Below are 18,178 nucleotides of genomic sequence, written 5' to 3' on the forward strand. Positions count from 1 at the left end.
GTAGTGCGGGAACTGGTGCTCTCATGAACGAAATTCTAATGCACGAATCATCGATTATTTTGGAGACACACCACTAGCTGGCACCACCATCGCCACCGGACCATAATCGGTCTCTATGCGGTCGGGTGGACGAGCAGTGGTGTTGACGCTGGTCGCTGCCGGCGTGTGGCTCTTCGCAACGCCGCAGCTCGATCCCGGAACCGCAGACTTCGTCGCCATTCCGGCCCCCGTCGCACCCGTCGTCGAACCGCCACCGCTGACACTCGACGAGCTCTCGGCTCGCGTCGATCCCACCGTCGTCACCCTCTCGGCGTCCGCAGGATTTTCCGGGGTCGCAGGCACCGGCTTCGTCGTCGCCCCCGACGGAATCGTGCTCACCAACTTCCACGTCGTCGAAAACGCCGCCGAGATCAGCGCAGTGCACATGGGCAACGGACTGATCTACGACGCCACCGTGTTGGGTTACGACAAGTCTCGTGACGTGGCGGTCGTGCAGTTGATCACCGCGGCCGACCTGCCGGTGGTAGAGCTTGCACCGGACCCACTTCCCGAGGTGGGTGATGCGGTGACCGCCGTCGGGAATGCCTCGGGTGCAGGGGTATTGGTCCCGGCACCGGGAGCGGTGACCGCCCTCGATCAGCAGGTGCGTACTCGCAGTTCGGTGGACGGCTCAGGAAATACGTTGGAGCGAATGATTCGCGTCGATGCCGATGTGCGAGCAGGGGATTCGGGCGGGCCTCTCTTCGACGCCTGGGGCCGTGTGGTGGGCGTGAACACCGCGGGGTTGTCCGACGAGGCGCGCAACGGCACCGAGTTCTCACCCCCGCAGGCACCCGAGGCGTATGCCGTACCCATCGCCGAGGCTGTCTCGGTACTCGATCAGGTGCTTGCCGGGGAGTCCGGCGGCACAGTACATGTGGGCCCCACACCGTATTTCGGAGTCTCGGTGCGCGATGTGTCGGTCTTCGAGAACAAGCCGGCGATCGGGGCGGCCGTCGTATCGGTGACGTCCGATTCCCCGGCGGAGGTCCTGGGATTGACTGCGGGAGACATCATCGTCACGTTGGACGGCACGGACATCGAGTCCTCGGCGGATCTGTCGGAAGCGCTCATCGGCGCAGTTCCGGGAGATTCCGCCGTCGTCGAATGGGTCGATGACACAGGCGTAACCAGCTCCGGCACAGTCACTCTCGACGAGGGAACGCCGACTGCTTAGGATCGTTCAGTCCTGCAGCACCGACAACACGTTGCCCGCTGGGTCGGTGAACCATGCGATCAGCGGTCCGCCGTGTCGAAAGATTCCCCTCTCGTCGGTTCCCATGTCTGGATACTGCTCGAACACAACCCCTTTGGCGATCAAGGAGTCGACGGTGATCTCGATATCGGCAACCGGGAAGTTCAGGATGGTGTACTGCGCGGGCACGTGATCCGGACGCGGATAGATCAGCACGATCGCCTCCGTCCCGAGGTGCAGTTCGAGCATGCCCATCTCGTTGTCGGTCACCGTCAGACCGAGTGTCTCGGCGTAGAACATGCGCGCCCTTTGCAGGTCGTCGACGCCGAATCCGGAGAACGGCTGCCTGGTCAACTTCAAGATTGTCATCGTCGAATTATCGCGCTCTCGCACGTGCCACGGGCCGATATCCGAGTAGCGTGGATCTCGTGACTATTCGCCTCGGTTACCAGATGCCCAACTTCAGCTACGACGGTTCGGTCGCAGAACTCTTTCCCCAGGTCATCGCGCAGGCGCGCGAGGCCGAAGCGGCCGGGTTCGACACCGCATTCGTGATGGATCACTTCTACCAACTCCCCGGAATCGGCACGCCCGACGAGCCGATGCTCGAGGCCTACTCCGCGCTGTCCGCGCTCGCGACGGCCACCGACACCATCCAGCTCTCCGCGCTGGTCACCGGCAACACCTACCGCAACCCGGCGATCCTCGCCAAGACCGTCACCACATTGGACGTCGTCAGCGGCGGGCGCGCGATCCTCGGTATCGGTGCCGGCTGGTACGAACTCGAACACCAGAGCTTCGGACTCGAATTCGGCACGTTCACCGACCGGTTCGAGCGCCTCGACGAGGCACTGCAGATCATCGAACCGATGCTCCGCGGCCAGCGACCCACGTTCGACGGCCTCTGGTACCAGGTCGAGAACGCGATGAACGAGCCCCGCATCCGCGACGATCTACCGATCATGCTCGGCGGTGGCGGCGAGAAGAAGACGTTCGGCTTGGCCGCGCAGTTCGCCGATCACCTCAACATCATCTGCGACGCAAACGAATTGCCGCGCAAAGTCGCGGCGGTCCAGGCACGATGCGAGGAGGTCGACCGCGACCCCAAGGATCTCGAAACGAGCTTCCTCGCGTTCGTCATCATCGACGAGGACGGTGACAAGGCCAAGGAGCTGCAGCGTGAATTCGTGCTCAAGCAGGGCCTCGATCTGACGAACCTGTCGGAGGAGGACGCGGCGAAGGCCACCGATCGGCACTTCTGCGGAACCCCCGACGACGTCGCCGAGCAGGTGCAGAAGCGCGTCCTCGATCAGGGTATCGACGGCATCATCATCAACCTGATCACCAACGGGCACCAGCCGGGAGCCGTCGAGCTGGCAGGCAAAGCCCTGAAGCAGCTCGTCTAGATTTTTCTCCAGCAGTAGCCGCGGGGGCGCGTGCAGTGGCATAGTTCCCCCGTGGCTCAGCTGAGGATGAACGGGCACCGTGTCTTGGTCGCAGACCTGACCGGAGACTCCCTGCGCGCGATGTCGGGTTCGATGGTGGCGTACGAGGGCGATGTCGCCTTCAAGAGTTCCGGCATGGGTGGTGGCGGAGGATTCCGCGCCGCGCTCAAACAGAAGGTCACCGGCGAATCGCTGTCGCTGATGGACGTGTCCGGCAAGGGCACGGTCTACTTCGCCGTCGACGCCCAGGACATCACCCTCGTCGAGGTACAGGGCGACAACCTCCACGTCGAGTCCTCCCAATTGCTCGCTTTCACAGGGCAATTGAAGACGGACGTCAAATTCTCCGGCTTGCGCGGCGCGAGTTCCGGCCAGGGACTGTTCACCACCGTCGTCAGCGGATCCGGCACCGTGGCATTGCTATCGAAAGGTGGACCGATCATCGCCCTCGCCGTCGATCCGCAGTATCCACTCGTCGTCGATCCCGACGCCTTCGTCGCCCATCGCGGCCAGCTGAATCAGAGCTTCGTCACCGACGTCACGTGGCGTTCCGCCATCGGCGGCGGCAGCGGCGAGGCGTTCTCCCTCCGCTTCGACGGCCAGGGCGTCGTCTACATCCAACCCGAGGAGCGCTGACGTGCCGCTCGAACTGGTCAACAGCAAAGTCGTGAAATCCGTTCTGGCACCGAATCAGAACGTGCTCGCGCGTCGTGGATCGATGCTCTACTACACCGGCGACGTGCGGTTCGTCCCGCACTCGATGGGCGGCAGCGCGGGTGCGATGCCGGGCATGGGCGGCGTTGCCGGGATGGCCGGCCGAATGATGGCGGGCGAGCACGTGGCGATGATGGCCGCCGAGGGGCAGGGCGAGGTCTTCTACGGCCACGCCGGGCTGTACATCGAGGTGATCCATCTCGACGGTTCGTCGATGCTCACCGTCGAAGCCGATCGGCTCCTGGTGCACGACGGCTACCTCCAGAGTTCCATCGTGGCCTTGACCTCCCAGGGCGGCGTCCGCGGAGCAGTGCGCGGTGCGATGACCGGGCAGGGTCTGTTCACGACACAACTGACCGGCCAGGGCAGCGTTGCGGTTCTCTCGCACGGCGGCGCGACTCCGCTGCAGGTCGGGCCCGATCACCCCCAGGTCGTGGTGGATCCGCAGGCGTACGTCTGCCACATCGGCAACATCAACGTCGATATCTCCGCGAACGTCGGGTGGCGCGACGCCGTCGGCAAGGGCAGCGGCGAGGCGATCCAGCTGAAGATGACCGGTATGGGCACCGTGTGGGTCCAGGCGTCCGAGCAGAAGTTCTAGAAAGGACTCGAAGACATGGGTCTCGAAATCCACACCCCGTACACCCTGCCCGTCAACGACAACGTCCCCGGCAACGACTACGCATACTGCGTCGAACTCGCCGGTCAGCCGTGGTTCACGTCGAAGGGCGCGATGATCGCGTACTACGGCAATGTTCGTTTCGAGCCGCTCGGTCAGACGTCCATGCCTGCCATCGTCGCGGCGCGGTTCTCGTCGCCGCTGTACTCGAACGACTGGGTGCTGGCGCAGGGCCAGGGCAAGCTGATCCTCGGCGATCGCGGATTCAACATCAACAGCTACGACCTCGACGACGGCAACCTCACCATCCGAGCCGCGAATCTGCTTGCGTTCGAGCCGACTCTGGACCTCAAGCAGTCCATCGTCCCGGGATTCCTGACTCTGCTCGGCACCGGTAAGTTCCTCGCCTCGTCCAACGGAACCGTCATGTTCGCCGAGCCGCCGCTGCGCATCGACCCGGAAGCGCTTGTGGGATGGGCTGATTGCCCGTCTCCCTCGCATCACTTCGACGCCGACTGGATGCAGAACTTCCTCGGCGCAGCCCGCGGATTTCTCGGGGCCAACAGCGGCGAGGAGCGGCAGTTCGACTTCACCGGTGCCGGCACGGTGCTCATCCAGTCGAGCGAGAAGGTACTCAACGACACGCATCTGTTGCGCTACGTCGAATCGCAGACGGTCTCGCTGGGCCAGAACTCGCTGCGAGCGCTCCACAACACCATCGGAGCTCGGCTACAGCAGGGCGGCGCGTAGCAGCTCGACGACGCCTCGGTGGTTGTCGGCCATCATCACGTGCCCCGCATCCTCGATGCACACGAGACCGATGCCGGCAGCGGTCAATTCGCGTGCCTGAGCTGGCAGCCCGGTGTGCGCTCCGTACGCGAACACCCGCGGCACGTTCAGCGACTCGAGCATGGATTGCACCGTCGGCTCCGGTCCCACGCACAGTCCGACGGCCGTGCGATGCAGCGCAACGGGATCGGCAACTCGCAGAGTGGACGCCCACTCGGAATCGGCGGCGGCGACCAACTGCGCGAATCCGTTGCGGACGAAATCCTCCTCCGACTGCCGCGCGATCTCGACGCTCGCGGTTCCGTCCCACGGCAACAGGTTGGGTTCGAGGACGATCAGCCGGCGCACCAGGTCCGGGCGACGGTAGGCGAGCACTGTGGCTATCGACCCACCCAAACTGTGGCCGACGAGATCGATCGCAGACAGGTTCCGCTGATCGAGCAGGTCTGCGAGAGCGGCGGCATGGTCTTCGAGGGAGTATCCGAAGTTCTGCGGACGGTCGCTGAAGCCGGAGCCGAGCAGATCCGGCAGTAGACGCTCTCGACCCTCCAACGCTGGATCGGTGGCGACGGCACCGAACGCCGGGACGCCCGCAGAACCGATCCCGTGCAGAAACACCAGCGCCTGGTCGGAGCTACCCGGCAATCCGAACGTTCGGACGCACGGCGGCTGTTCGGAGAAAACGCGCATACTGGAGTATCACCTGAGGAGGTACTGCCATGGCCAACCAAGGACCTTTCGGATTCGGATCCGACGACTTCGACAAGTTCGCCCGTGAGGCGACCGAGGGATTGCGTGAGGTGGTCGGCTCATTGTTCGCCTCCAACGCCGGGGCACCCAAAGCCAAACCGGAGCCCGAAACCACAGGTCAGAAAGGTGACGGAGTGTGGGCGATCTACAGCGTCGACGACGCCGGGTCACCGCAGATCGACCAGCTCTACGCCACCGAACTCGATGCCCTTCGTGCACACAAGGACAACACCGATCCGCGTCGACGCGTCCGCTTCCTGCCCTACGGCGTGAGTGTCAGCGTCCTCGAAGACTGAATCGGGTGCACTGGACTGCGCTAGCACTGTCAGTAGCGCGCCGACCTTCTCTGCCGGCAGCCCGTATCCCCATTCGACGAACACTGTGGGACGAGAATCAAACGGGTTGAGTCGGTTTCACGGTGGAATGGGCCGCGGCGCGGCGCGTTCGGATGGGTTGCGCGATGATCACTGCTGCAACGACGGTCGCAGCACCGACCAGTTGCAGAGGTGAGAGTGACTGGCCCAGAACGAGGTACCCCAGCACAGTCGCGGCGAGTGGGCTAGCGAACGACAGGAACGACACCGCAAGCGCGGGAAGTTTGCCGATACCGCGGAACCACACCGCGTAGGCGAGAAGCGCACCGATCACACTGAGGTAGAGGAACCCGGATACGTTCTCTGTGGTAACGGAGTCAGGGAGACCTTCTCCAACCAACATGAACGGCAACAGAACCGAGCCTCCCACCGTCAGCTGCCACCCGGTGAACGTCAGTACCCCGACGCCCTCGGGCCTGCCCCATCTCTTGGTCAGCACCAGACCGGAGGCCATGCTGGCGGCACCCGCGAGTCCTGCGAGTACTCCGATCAGATCCAGGCCGGCGTTCGACTGGAGGACGAGAAGTCCCACCCCCACTGCACCCATGACACAGGCAACGATGTGAATGCTCGTGATCCTCGCCCCCAGTAGTCCCACGCCGAGGACGAGCACGATCATCGGCTGAACACTCATGACGAGTGCCGCAACACCGCCGGGCAGGTGATACGCCGCAACGAACAGGAAGTAGAAGAACGCGCCGATATTGAGCACGCCGAGCACGATCGCGCGCCACCACCAGATCCCCTGCGGTAAAGCACGCCCCAATGCGACGAGGATCAGACCGGCGGGCAGTGCACGCACGACCGATGCAAGAAGAGGACGGTCGGGCGGAAGGAGTTCGGTGGTCACGAGGTACGTGCTTCCCCAGACCGCGGGCGCGAGGACGGTCAGCAACGAATCGCGCACCGTGCTCCCGGATTTCATCGAACCGGCCCGGCGTGCACGGTTCCGAAGAACCTATCCCCGACATCCGCGATGCCGGGGATCATGAAGGCCTGATCATCGAGGCACTCCTCGATCGAAGACTGCACGAGGGCGTTCATCTCGGCGAGAAAGACCAACACGACCGGGGCTTCCCTGGGGTGTGGTTGACCACCGGTTGCGGCCTCGAGTCCGGCGCGGACATCGGGGTCGCTCACCACGACGATCGATCGGCCCTGGTAGTTCCATGCGGACGGCGCTTCGAGCGTGAGTTCGAGCACCCGATCGAGCGTGTGTGTCGGTATCGGATCGGGCAGATAGTGCCGATGGCTTCGACGTGACCTGATCGCGCCCGATACGGAAATTCCTTCTGAAAGTCTCATGTCTCGTTCCCGAATATTTCGATGTCGAATCATTTGACACCGAAAGACTACGGCCAGTGCTACCGTCTGTCAAACAGTTCGATGTCGAAATATCGATTGACATCCGCAGTGCGCAAGGAGAGTTCGTTGACCGACGCAGTCGATTCGTTTCTGGAGCAATGGAAACGAGAGCGGCCCGAGATGGAGGCATCACCCATGGGCATAGTCGGCCGACTGTCGCGGACCTCTCGATTGGTCGAGCACGAGATCCGCGGCTACTTCGCCGAGGAGAACATGGAGCCCTGGGAGTTCGACGTGTTGGCGACGCTGCGCAGGTCGGGTCCGCCCTACACTTTGACGCCGAAAGACCTGGTCGCGCACACGATGGTCGGCTCGGCCGCGATGACCAACCGGGTGGACCGCCTCGTGCCGAAGGGCCTCGTGACCCGCGAAACCGACCCTGCGAACCGGCGCAGCATCCTGATTACGCTGACCACCGAGGGACACGACGTGGTCGAACGCGTCGTGGACGGCCATGTGGCCAATGCAGCCCGCCTGGTATCGGAGCTCGAACCCGACGAACGAAGCGAGCTGAACCGGCTTCTACGAAAGTTGTCGATCTCCCTCGGCGACACCGGCGATGCCTGATTGCAGGTGATCAGCCCAGATCGACCAGCTCGACGGCCACCGAACTCGATGCCCTCCGTGAGCGTCTGCGTCCTGGAGGACTGAATCGGGTGCACTGGACCGCGCTAGGCGCGGCCGGCTGCACCGGATTCACGCATGCTCGACGCCAGCGAAGCCAGCGACTCCGCGAGGAAGGACTCGGGAACCGACGGCAGTCCACCGATTTCTGCGCGGGTGGCTTCCGGGGTGTCGGTCCAGTCGTAGGTGAGGGTCACGGTAGTGCCTTCGTCCGCCGCCGCCAGGTCGTAGCGCCACCACCAGCCGCCGTAGCCGATGGGGCCATTGTCCGCGCGTGCTCCCGGCAGCCATGCGATCGTTCGATCCTGCACGTAGGCGATCACCAAATTGTGCATCACGTAGTGCCCACCCGCGGCGTCGAGGAACATGTTGACCGCGAACACCTGCCCCATCGCGATGATGGGATTCGCATCGACCGCCGCGCGTACCCAGTCGCCGGGTTCGGTGTCCTGATGTCGGTCGGGGTCGGTCAGAACAGCAAAGATCTGCGCCGGATCGGCGGCAATCGTTCGACTCACGACGAGACATTCTCGGACGGGGTTCATGCGCCGCGGACAGCGTAGGCAATGGTTGCACTGGCAGAAGTCATGATGAATGTGCTCATGCAGGGACAGACCCCTCCGGACACCAAATCTCACCGGCACCGAGTTCACGATCAGTTCAGGGTGTCCGCTCCTCCGGGAAACCCCGGCAGACCGTCGATACTGACGGCGTTTCGCTCGGCGCGGTACTTCACCATGCCGTCGACGCCTTTATTCTCGGCGTGCCGTTGGATCAAGTCGCGTTCGCTGGCAAGATCCATGATCGGTACGCCCCAGCCGCAGGAATCGCTGATTCTCGTCACATCGACCGAAATCACTGCGCGAGTGCTCGGATTCGATGGGTGGCGGGCAACCACGTCGTCGAACATGGGGTCGCCCGGCAGCCAAACCGATCCCGTTCCGTGCAGACGGACTATTCGCGGTCGGGAGTCGAACGCGGCGAACATCAAACACACTCGACCGTTCTCTCGAATGTGCGCGATCGTCTCCACTCCGCTGCCCGTGTAGTCGACCCACGCAACGTCACGATCCCCTAGCACAGAGAGCGAATCATGCCCTCTGGGTGAAACATTGACGTGACCGTCACCCTGAAGTGGCGCGGTCCCGACGAACCACATCGGCTGCGCCTGGATCCAGGTCTTCAGCGAGTCGTCGATGCGCTCGAATATCTTCCCCATTCCCGAACCGTACCGTCGTCGGCGATACCCGTCACGCGAGAAAGGCCTCGACCGCACTCGCCGCCTGTTCGACGCCACCGTGCGCCCGCACCTCGGCACTCACCTCCGTTGCGCGCGATGCCAGTTCACGGGCCGCAGCGACAGCGTCGGCGAGCATCGTAGCCGTCACCGTCTCGAATTCGAGGTGCACTCCCACCCCGAGTTCGGCGAGCATCGCGGCGTTGCCGAATTGATCGACCGCTTGCGGTATCGCCACTGTCGGCACACCGAACCACAGCGCCTCGGTGCAGCCACCCATTCCGGCATGGGTGATGAACACCATGGCCACATCGAGCACGGCGAGCTGCGGAACATGCTCGTGTACTTCGATATTCGCGGGTAGCGCACCCAGCACAGCCGGGTCGACGCGTCGGCCGATCGAGATCACCACATGCCAGTCGGTGTTCCCGAACGTCTCGATGCACAGTCGGTAGAACTCGGGTCGCTCGTTGTATCCGGTGCCGAAGGAGATGTACAGGATCGGCGCGTCGGGAGCGGTCCAGCTTCGGTCGTCGAGCCGAACCGGGTCCAGGCACGGCCCGACGAACTGGACCGAATCCGGTACCCGATCCGCATTGGGCTGCATCACTTCAGGGATCAGCGACAGGCAGTGCTGCGGGTAGGTGATCCACTCCCACGGTTCGGCGTCGATGTCGTTCTCTCGCAACCATCGTGCGTAGGAATCGCGATACACAACACCGGTTTTCGACTCCCGAAGCGAGGTCAACGCATCACCGAGATCCTCGGCGTACCCGTCCCAGGCCACGTACGTCGGCGACAGTTGTACGGCCGGCACCCCGTAGCGCACCCCGAGGACCGGTGCCGTCATACCGCCGATGTCGTACAGGAACAGGTCCGGCTGATCGTCGTCGTAGAACGCGGTGTGCACCGGAAAGGACTCGATGGCCTCGTCGAGAAACACCTGCATCGCCGACGCCGGGTCCTCGGGCCAGTTCTCCTCTCCGGTCGGCAGTCTCGAGGTGAACGGCACTACCTCGACACCGGCGGGCTCGACGATGCTCGCCAGAGAATCCCCGACGGCATAGGTGACGCGATGGCCGCGTCGAACGAGTTCGGCGATCACGGCCAGTGACGGATAGATGTGACTGGGGGCCGTCGTGCCGATCATGGCGATGTGCATGGTGCCCACCGTAGGGCGCATCACGTACGGAGAGCTAGTGGATTTCGTTGGCGATCAGATCCAGCAACCCGGGGAATCGCTCGTTCAGTTCCTGCCGTCGCAACGTCACTTTGCGACTGTTCCCGCGGTCTACCTGGAATACCAGTCCTGCTTCTCGCAGCACTCGGAAGTGATGTGTCAGAGTCGATTTGGTGACACCCAACTCGAACGACATACAGGTCCGCTCGGCTCCGTCGTCGTCGCCGACGAGTTCGGTGACCACCTTGCGTCGCAGCGGGTCCGCCAGCGCAGACATCACTGCACCGAGTTGCATTTCCTCGGGCTCGGGGTGCCCGTTCTCGTCTGCCATCGGCTCCTCCTGACAATAGGTACGACTTGCACCGTACCTTCAAAACTGCTCTAGTACGAGAATCATCGTACCTACTTCAGCGCAGGGGGATTCATGAGGGCAGTTCTGCCGGTCGTACTCGCAGCACAGTTCGTCGTACCGATGTCCATCTCGGGCACCGCCATCGCGCTCCCGGTGATCGCGGCCGACCTCGGGTCCGACCCGACGCCCCTGCAGTGGGTCGTCAACGGCTTCAACGTGTCGTTCGCGCTGTTCACCGTCGTCTGGGGTGCGGTGTCGGATCGCATCGGTCACCGCACGTCGTTCCGCATCGGCGTCGTGCTCACCGCCGCAGCCAGCCTGGTCAGTGCGCTGGCACCCTCTCTGTTGTTGCTCGACGCGGCGCGAGTGGTCGCCGGCATCGGTGCCGCTGCGGTCCTGGTGGGTTCCACGTCGATTCTCTCGCTGCATTTTCACGGCACCGAACGAGCTACGGCGTTCGCCCTGTTCGGCACGATCAACGGGCTCGGCCTCGCACTCGGGCCGACGATGTCCGGACTGCTCATCGCCGTGGTGGATTGGCGCGGAGTGTTTGCCGCCCAGGCCCTCGTCCTTGCCTGCGCCGCCGTCGGCACGCTGGCATTGCCCTCTCTACGCACCGAGTCCACCGCCGACCGTCTCCTGGATTTCACGCTGCTGCGCAACCGCCGTTTCCTCGCTCTGTGCCTGGTCCCGGTCGCCGGAGCCATCGGATTCGTCACCCTGCTTACCTACCTGCCCGCCGCGCTCAGCGCCGTCGCGTCTCTGACTCCCGGCCGGGCGGGACTGTTCATGCTGGCGATGACCGTTCCTGTTCTCGTCGCCCCGCTGACCGTCGCTCGACTGAGCGGCACGTTCGACGCCGTGACCCCCACTCGCGTTGTCCTCGCGAGCCTGGGCTGCCTCGTTCTCGGTAACCTCGGCATGCTGGCCCTGCAACCAGGCGTCTCGCTCGCCGCCGTCGTGGTCCCGATGATTCTGTTGGGGTTCGGGTTCGGGCTCCCCATCGGCTTGGTCGATGGTGAGGCACTCGCCGCGGTCCCGCCGCACAGCAGCGGCACCGCCGCCGGGGTACTCAATCTGTTCCGCATCGGCAGCGAGGCCGTCATGGTCGCCGGCTATGCCTGGGTGCTGGCCTTCTTCGTCCGCGGGAGGGTGCCGAACAAGGCCGACGCCGACGCCGCTGCATCCGGACAACCCGGATTCGCCGACGCCTACGCTCACGCCTTCACCGAGGTGATCGTCCTCGTCGTCGTGGCTGTCGCCGTCACCACCGCGGCAGTCATTGCCCTTTCCCGGCCGGGCAGATCCGACGTATCGTCGGCGAATGTCCTTTCTGCAACCGGTGACCCTCACTGACGATCTGGTGACCCTCGAGCCGCTGAGTCACGATCATCTCGAAGGTCTGTGCGACGCCGCGCGCGACGGCGAGCTGTGGAATCTCTGGTACACCAGCGTGCCGAAGCCCGAGGAGATGGCGGCCGAGATCGACCGTCGACTCGGACTGCTCGACGCAGGCACGATGCTTCCGTTCACGCTGCGCCGCAACGACACCGGGCAGATCATCGGAGCGACGACATTCTGCAACGCCGACGCCACCAACCGTCGCGTCGAGATCGGATACACCTGGAATGCCCGCTCCGCGCACGGAACCGGCACCAATCCCGCGAGCAAACTGCTGCTGTTGACGCATGCATTCGAGGAATGGGGATGCATCGCCGTCGAATTTCGCACCCACTGGATGAACCTGCAGTCGCGGACGGCGATCGCGAAACTGGGCGCGAAGCAGGACGGGATTCTGCGCAATCATCAACGCATGTCCGACGGTTCGTTGCGCGACACCGTCGTGTTCTCGATCATCGAATCCGAATGGCCCACCGTCCGCAACGAACTCCGCAGGCGTACCGCACGGTAGGTTGACCCCATGCGTGTGGATGGGCGGGACATTCCCGTAGCGGGAAACCTGCTTCAGCCGCTGGTGCGGAGAACCAGCGACATCATTCGAGTCGTATCGGCCGCGGCACTGCTGGGCGTGGTGATCGCCGGTTCGCTGATCACCAGAAATCAGTGGGATGCGCTCGAGGAATCGGTATCGAACATCGTCGGCGTGCTCAGCCCCGACCAATCCAATGCCGTCTACATCGTCTACGGCGTCGCCATTCTCGCGCTCCCGTTCGGCGTCCTGATCGGACTGATCGCGGGCCGCAAGTGGAAACTGCTCGCCGGGTACGCGGCCGCGGCTCTGCTGGCAGCGCTGGCGCTGTCGATCACCGGTACCGGAATCTCCACTCCCACCTGGGACCTCGATGTTCCCGAGCGACTCGACACGTTCCTCGCGCAGTTTCTCGACGATTCCCGCTGGATCGCGATGCTGGCTGCGGCTCTGACGGTCTCCGGCCCGGGTCTACCCGCGAAGTGGCGTCGCGCATGGTGGACGCTGTTGCTCGCGTTCGTGCCGATGCACCTGGTCGTCTCCACCGTGGTCCCGGCTCGCTCGATGCTCGGACTCGCGGTCGGCTGGCTCGTCGGAGCCGTCATCGTGTTGCTCGTCGGCACACCGGCGCTCGAGGTTCCGCTCGACGCGGCGGTTCGCCTGTTCCACAGCCGCGGCGTCACCGTTCGCAGCTTCACCGTCGTCCGTCCGGCCGGCCCCGGCCCGTTGGTGTTGAACGCACACACTCCCGACGCCGATGTGGTGGTCGAGTTGTACGGGCAGAATCAGCGCAGCGGCGGTGCCCTGCGCCAGTCCTGGCGGTGGATCACGCTGCGTGGCAGCGAAACTGCGCCACTGCACGCGTCGATGCGCCGGGCAGTCGAGCATCGCGCCCTGATGGGCCTGGCCATCAAGGGATTGGGTGCGGCGGGCAGTCACCCGCTGGCGGTGGCAGCACTCGACAGAGGTTGGACCCTGTACGCGCACAGCCTGCCCATCGGTGATCCGATCGAGGCGGAGCACGACGACGCCACCCTTGGCGCCCTGTGGACGGCTCTGAACACCCTGCACGAGAACCAGATCTCCCACGGCGACCTGCACCGCGGCGACCTGAGGATCCACGACGGCAATGCCCTCTTCTGCGGTTTCGGCCACGCCGAACTCGGTGCGTCGGCTTCCCAGATGCAATCCGACGTCGCGCAGTTGTTGCTCACCACGGCGGACCTGTTCGGCTCCCAGCGCGCCGTCGCGACCGCCATCGACGTACTCGGCTTCGAGACCGTGATCGCGGCCTCGGGTCGATTGACCAAGTCCGCCATCCCGCCTCGCATTCGCCAATCGGTGCTCGACGCCGACAAGACGATGAAGGCAGTCCGGCTCGAGGTTCTCGAGCAGACCGGCACCGCCAAGATCGAGGCCGAACAGGTCACCCGATTCAGCCGCAACCAGATCATCTCGCTCGTGCTGTTGATCGGATTGGTCTACGTCGCATACCCGTTCATCAGTGCGGTGCCCGCGTTCGTCACCGAGCTCGGTTCGGCCAACTGGTGGTGGGCTCTGCTCGGTCTGGCGGTGTCCGCACTGACGTACATCGGTGCCGGAGCTGCGTTGTGGGCGTGCGCGCTGGGCAAGGTCAGCTTCTGGAATCTGACGGTGATGCAGGTCGCCAACACCTTCGCGGCAACGACGACACCCGCGGGCGTCGGCGGACTGGCCCTGAGCGTGCGCTTCCTGCAGAAGGGTGGGTTGGGAACGGTTCGAGCGACGGCCGCTGTGGCGCTGCAACAATCCGTCCAGGTGATCACGCACGTGAGCCTGCTGATCTTCTTCAGCGTCGTCGCCGGCACCTCGTCCGGGCTGTCGAACATGGTGCCCGGCAACACCGTGCTGTATCTGATCGCAGGTGCCGCTTTCGGCGTCGTCGGGACGTTCATGTTCGTGCCCAAGCTGCGCCGCTGGCTGCGGGTCGCCGTCCGGCCGCAGATCAAGGAAGTCCTCGGCGAACTGGGCGAACTCGCCCGCGACCCCAAACGCTTCTCGATCATCATCCTCGGCTGCGCGGCGACGACGTTGGGTGCCGCGCTCGCATTGTGGGCGAGCATCGAGGCCTTCGGCGGCGGCACGACGTTCGTCACCGTGACGGTCGTGACGATGATCGGCGGAACTCTTGCCTCCGCCGCGCCGACGCCGGGCGGTGTGGGTGCCGTGGAGGCCGCGCTCATCGGCGGTCTGGCGGCCTTCGGAGTGCCCGCCTCCATCGCCGTCCCGTCGGTCTTGCTCTACCGCGTCCTGACCTGCTGGTTGCCGGTGTTTCTCGGGTGGCCGACATTGCGGTGGCTCACCAAGCGAGACATGGTCTGATTCGTCTGATTCAGGGTGCGCAAATACCGTGAGTGCTAGCGTTCATGCAGGTTGGGGGCCTTATTCGACGAAGGGCGTTGCAATTTCCGATCTGGGAGAGTTCATCCCCACCGCCGAGGAGCGATGGGTTCGGCTGTTCATCAGCGGAATGACGCTGACGTTCGGACTGGCCGGTGTGCTGATGATCCCGGCGGGGCAGTTCTCCGATTCGGTCTCGATCGCAGTACTCATCGCGTCGGCCACCACCGTGCCCGTGGCCATCGCCTGGTACATCCGTCCCTGGACATCTCCGCGGCTGGCGACTGCCTACATCCTGTACGCCGACGTCGGCATCGTCTCGGTTCTGTTCGCCTTCCGGACCCACTTCGACGCGATGCCGGGTTGCGCGATGTTCGCGATCGTCGCCGCATTCATCGTCGTCGCAAGTTCCTATCGGGTGATGTTGATTCACCTCGGCACCGCGACCATCACGCTGCTCACGCTCGGTGTCCTGGCCGTCACCGATGGTGCCGACCCGTGGTCGACTGCGTCCCGCGTCGTCACCATCGGTTCTCTCTACACGGCTCCCTTCATGATGAAGGCCTACATCGCGCAGCTACGCCTCAAGGCCGCGCGGGCGTTGCGCGACCCGTTGACCGGCCTGTGGAATCGCCGCGGTCTGTTGGACACCGTCGACACCCTGGGCGTCTCGCCTTCCGAGGCCGGGGACGCGGTGGGGGTGACGGTTCTCGACATCGACCGTTTCAAGCAGATCAACGACAGATTCGGGCACCCCTCGGGCGACGCCGTACTCATCGAAGTCGCCCGACGCCTGTCCGAGGCAGTGGCCGATCGGTCGGCGGTCGCACGACTGGGCGGCGACGAGTTCGTGGTTGTCAGAGCCGGAACTCGCGAGGAGATCACTCAGTCGGACAACAGGATTCGGGCCGCCCTGGAGGAGACGTTCGACGGACCTCAGTTCACCACCAGCCTCGGGTCGGCGGTCGAAGCACTCGATTCCGACACCAGCATTCACGCCCTGGTTCGACGGTTGATCGCGCTGGCCGACATCGAGATGTACCGATTCAAGGCACGAACCTCCGGGAGCGCGGTGTCCGATCGTCTTCCCGATGCGAACTCGCACGAGCAGACGCGGAGCCGGATCGACGAACTCATCGCATCCGGCGGCCCCGACATCTTCTTCCAGCCCATCTGCGACACCGTCACTAGATCCGTCGTCGGTTTCGAGGCGCTCTCGCGCTTTCCGTTCGGTGCCGGATCGCCACTGTCGTGGTATCGCGGCGCCACCGAGGCCGGCATCGGTCCCCGCCTCGAACGTGCCGCACTCGACCGGGCGCTCGACGCGATGTATGCGCTGCCGCCGGAATCATTCGTCTCGCTCAACGCATCCGCCGACACCATCCGCACGACGAACCTGCTCGATCGACTACGCCCACACCTGGCGTCGCGGACGTTCTACCTCGAGATCACCGAGCACGAGCGTGTCGACGACTACCGCGCGGTCACCCGAGCTATCGACAGTCTGCGTGCTGCGGGAGTGCAGATTTCCATCGACGACGTCGGTGCCGGGTTCGCCGGTCTACGCCACGTCGTCGAACTGCGCCCGGACATCCTCAAAGTGGACTACGCGCTGGTCCACGGGATCGACCGTGATCCCCTGCGACGAGCAGCCGCGACCGCGATCATCGACTTCGCCCGGCAGATCGACGCCACCGTCATCATGGAAGGCGTCGAGACCGAAGCAGAACTGCGGGTGGCGAACGAACTCGGGGCCCAGATGGTCCAGGGCTTCCTCACCGGCCGACCGGAACCGGCGTCCGCGCACTCCCACCGACAAGTGACGAGGTAGTCGAACCCGGACGCGTCGCGCCGGTCGGGTCAACGGATCTCGCGCAACGCAGCCACCAACCCTTCCTCGTCGACGCGGGTGCTTCGGCCGTCTCGAATCACCGCCTCACCGTCCACCCAGACAGTGTCGACAACCTGGCGGGTTCCGGTCGTCAACAACGACGCACCCGGGTCGCGTACCGGTAGACATGCGAAATCGCGCTCGAATCGCACCAACGTCAGATCAGCGACATCGCCGACCGCCACCCCGCCCGACCGCAGCGGCAATCCCAGAGCCGCATTGGCCCCACCGGACGCCATGTCGATCATGGCGTCGAAGCCCAACAGGTCCGCCTTCTTGTTCACGGCCCGCTGCACGTACGCGCCGACGCGCATCGTTTCGAGCATGTCCTGGGTGTCGTTGCTGGCCGCACCGTCCACCCCGAGTCCGACATGCAATCCCGCAGCCAACATCTCCGGGACAGCCGCGATCCCCGATCCCAAGCGCATGTTGCTCAACGGATTGTACGAAATTCCGACTCCGCGCTGCGCCAACCTCGACCGGCCCTCCGCATCCAATTCGACGCAGTGCACAGCCAGCACACGATCGTCGAGAAATCCGTGTCGATCGAGGTAATCCACCGCGCCGACGCCTGTGTGCTCGCGGCACATCGCATCGTCGGTGTGCGTCTCGAGCAGGTGGATCATCACCGTCATGTCGCGGCAACGGGCGAACTCACTGACGGCAGCGATGCCGTCCGGTGTCAGTGATCGAGGGTTCGGCACCGCAATGGCAGGCGAAATACGTTTGTCCGCAGTCGCTTTCACGAGCTCGTCCACGTGATCGAGAACGTCGGTCAGTGGCTGCATCAGCCGGGGATCGAAACCCCACCGCCGGGTCGGATCGGCACGGTCGGCGGTTCCGCGGCCCAGCACCGCTCGAATTCCCGTGTCGTGCAACCCTCTGATCACTGCGTCGTGCACCTCGGTGGAGGGGTGGGGCCACATATGCTCGACGAGAGTCGTTGTGCCACTGCGTAAAGCCTCGAGCGATGCCGCGACAGTCGCGGTGTAAGCCCGCTCGGGGGTGATGGCCACCGAGTCCTCCGCGACGGCGAGAAGCCACTCGAGCAAGGGAGTACCCTCGGCGATCCCGCGCATCAGAGACTGCTGCATGTGGGTGTGGGTGTTGACGAACCCGGGAACGAGGTAGGCACCGCTGCCGTCCGTACCGCCACCACCCGACAACGACGCGTCGCGGATGGCCGTCACCACGCCGGCGTCGACCACGACATCGCGGTGCGGCAACCACGATCTGCCGGAGTACACGGTGACGTCACGAATGATCGTGTCGTGCATGGGTATTGCCCCCTCGTG

General features: G+C 64.4%; 20 protein-coding genes. 11 read left to right on the plus strand and 9 right to left on the minus strand.

Features of this window, described 5'->3' with window-relative positions:
• Positions 1-115 precede the first annotated feature (115 nt).
• Entirely contained in the window at positions 116-1,216 is a 1,101-nt protein-coding gene (locus R4P57_RS26415; RefSeq protein ID WP_317805846.1) for a S1C family serine protease, read from the plus strand.
• 6 nt (positions 1,217-1,222) lie between these two features.
• Here the strand turns inward: R4P57_RS26415 and R4P57_RS26420 are convergent, their stop codons facing one another.
• A complete protein-coding gene (locus tag R4P57_RS26420; RefSeq protein ID WP_317805848.1) occupies positions 1,223-1,603 on the minus strand; it encodes a VOC family protein in 381 nt (126 codons plus the stop codon).
• Positions 1,604-1,662: 59 nt separating this feature from the next.
• Between R4P57_RS26420 and R4P57_RS26425 the strand changes: the two genes are divergently transcribed.
• From R4P57_RS26425 to R4P57_RS26440, 4 genes are all read left to right on the plus strand, one after another.
• Entirely contained in the window at positions 1,663-2,640 is a 978-nt protein-coding gene (locus tag R4P57_RS26425; RefSeq protein WP_317805849.1) for an LLM class F420-dependent oxidoreductase, read from the plus strand.
• Positions 2,641-2,706: 66 nt separating this feature from the next.
• A complete protein-coding gene (locus R4P57_RS26430; protein ID WP_317805889.1) occupies positions 2,707-3,315 on the plus strand; it encodes an AIM24 family protein in 609 nt (202 codons plus the stop codon).
• Between the two features lies 1 nt (position 3,316).
• Complete coding sequence (locus R4P57_RS26435) at positions 3,317-3,994, plus strand: AIM24 family protein (protein WP_032378609.1); 678 nt, start codon at positions 3,317-3,319, stop codon at positions 3,992-3,994.
• A 15-nt stretch (positions 3,995-4,009) separates the two neighbouring features.
• Complete coding sequence (locus R4P57_RS26440) at positions 4,010-4,762, plus strand: AIM24 family protein (RefSeq protein WP_317805850.1); 753 nt, start codon at positions 4,010-4,012, stop codon at positions 4,760-4,762.
• Here R4P57_RS26440 and R4P57_RS26445 read toward each other — a convergent pair.
• The gene (locus tag R4P57_RS26445; RefSeq protein ID WP_317805851.1) at positions 4,742-5,491 is read right to left on the minus strand and encodes an alpha/beta fold hydrolase; all 750 of its coding nucleotides are present in this window, start codon (positions 5,489-5,491) and stop codon (positions 4,742-4,744) included. The genes R4P57_RS26440 and R4P57_RS26445 overlap by 21 nt on opposite strands.
• A gap of 29 nt (positions 5,492-5,520) precedes the next feature.
• Between R4P57_RS26445 and R4P57_RS26450 the strand changes: the two genes are divergently transcribed.
• On the plus strand, positions 5,521-5,847 hold the full coding sequence (locus R4P57_RS26450; protein ID WP_317805852.1) for a hypothetical protein: 327 nt from the start codon (positions 5,521-5,523) through the stop codon (positions 5,845-5,847).
• Between the two features lie 97 nt (positions 5,848-5,944).
• Here the strand turns inward: R4P57_RS26450 and R4P57_RS26455 are convergent, their stop codons facing one another.
• A complete protein-coding gene (locus R4P57_RS26455) occupies positions 5,945-6,850 on the minus strand; it encodes an EamA family transporter (protein WP_317805853.1) in 906 nt (301 codons plus the stop codon).
• Entirely contained in the window at positions 6,847-7,230 is a 384-nt protein-coding gene (locus tag R4P57_RS26460; RefSeq protein ID WP_317805854.1) for a nitroreductase family protein, read from the minus strand. The genes R4P57_RS26455 and R4P57_RS26460 overlap by 4 nt, the downstream gene beginning before the upstream one ends.
• Before the next feature lie 126 nt (positions 7,231-7,356).
• Here R4P57_RS26460 and R4P57_RS26465 point away from each other — a divergent pair, with 126 nt between their 5' ends.
• Positions 7,357-7,857 carry a MarR family transcriptional regulator gene (locus R4P57_RS26465; protein ID WP_317805855.1) on the plus strand — a complete coding sequence of 167 codons (501 nt, stop codon included), beginning with the start codon at positions 7,357-7,359 and terminating at the stop codon, positions 7,855-7,857.
• A gap of 104 nt (positions 7,858-7,961) precedes the next feature.
• Here R4P57_RS26465 and R4P57_RS26470 read toward each other — a convergent pair whose 3' ends face one another.
• The 4 genes from R4P57_RS26470 to R4P57_RS26485 form a co-directional block, all read right to left on the minus strand.
• Positions 7,962-8,459 (minus strand): ATPase, encoded by a 498-nt coding sequence (locus R4P57_RS26470; protein ID WP_317805856.1) that lies wholly within the window; start codon positions 8,457-8,459, stop codon positions 7,962-7,964.
• A gap of 110 nt (positions 8,460-8,569) precedes the next feature.
• Positions 8,570-9,133: a pyridoxamine 5'-phosphate oxidase family protein gene (locus R4P57_RS26475; protein WP_317805857.1), complete on the minus strand. Its 564-nt coding sequence runs from the start codon at positions 9,131-9,133 to the stop codon at positions 8,570-8,572.
• Positions 9,134-9,164: 31 nt separating this feature from the next.
• Complete coding sequence (locus R4P57_RS26480) at positions 9,165-10,313, minus strand: macrolide family glycosyltransferase (protein ID WP_317805858.1); 1,149 nt, start codon at positions 10,311-10,313, stop codon at positions 9,165-9,167.
• A gap of 34 nt (positions 10,314-10,347) precedes the next feature.
• On the minus strand, positions 10,348-10,662 hold the full coding sequence (locus R4P57_RS26485) for a winged helix-turn-helix domain-containing protein (protein WP_317805859.1): 315 nt from the start codon (positions 10,660-10,662) through the stop codon (positions 10,348-10,350).
• 93 nt (positions 10,663-10,755) lie between these two features.
• Here R4P57_RS26485 and R4P57_RS26490 point away from each other — a divergent pair, with 93 nt between their 5' ends.
• The 4 genes from R4P57_RS26490 to R4P57_RS26505 are packed head-to-tail and all read left to right on the plus strand — an operon-like array spanning position 10,756 to position 16,823.
• A complete protein-coding gene (locus tag R4P57_RS26490) occupies positions 10,756-12,039 on the plus strand; it encodes an MFS transporter (RefSeq protein ID WP_317805860.1) in 1,284 nt (427 codons plus the stop codon).
• Complete coding sequence (locus R4P57_RS26495; RefSeq protein ID WP_317805861.1) at positions 12,008-12,595, plus strand: GNAT family protein; 588 nt, start codon at positions 12,008-12,010, stop codon at positions 12,593-12,595. The genes R4P57_RS26490 and R4P57_RS26495 overlap by 32 nt, the downstream gene beginning before the upstream one ends.
• Positions 12,596-12,604: 9 nt before the next feature.
• The gene (locus R4P57_RS26500) at positions 12,605-14,974 is read left to right on the plus strand and encodes a lysylphosphatidylglycerol synthase transmembrane domain-containing protein (protein ID WP_317805862.1); all 2,370 of its coding nucleotides are present in this window, start codon (positions 12,605-12,607) and stop codon (positions 14,972-14,974) included.
• A gap of 28 nt (positions 14,975-15,002) precedes the next feature.
• The gene (locus R4P57_RS26505) at positions 15,003-16,823 is read left to right on the plus strand and encodes a bifunctional diguanylate cyclase/phosphodiesterase (RefSeq protein ID WP_317805864.1); all 1,821 of its coding nucleotides are present in this window, start codon (positions 15,003-15,005) and stop codon (positions 16,821-16,823) included.
• A 29-nt stretch (positions 16,824-16,852) separates the two neighbouring features.
• Here the strand turns inward: R4P57_RS26505 and R4P57_RS26510 are convergent, their stop codons facing one another.
• The gene (locus tag R4P57_RS26510) at positions 16,853-18,160 is read right to left on the minus strand and encodes an amidohydrolase family protein (protein ID WP_317805865.1); all 1,308 of its coding nucleotides are present in this window, start codon (positions 18,158-18,160) and stop codon (positions 16,853-16,855) included.
• Positions 18,161-18,178 lie beyond the last annotated feature (18 nt).

Source organism: Rhodococcus sp. IEGM 1330 (genome assembly GCF_033142445.1).
In the GTDB taxonomy this organism is placed as follows: Bacteria; Actinomycetota; Actinomycetes; order Mycobacteriales; family Mycobacteriaceae; genus Rhodococcoides.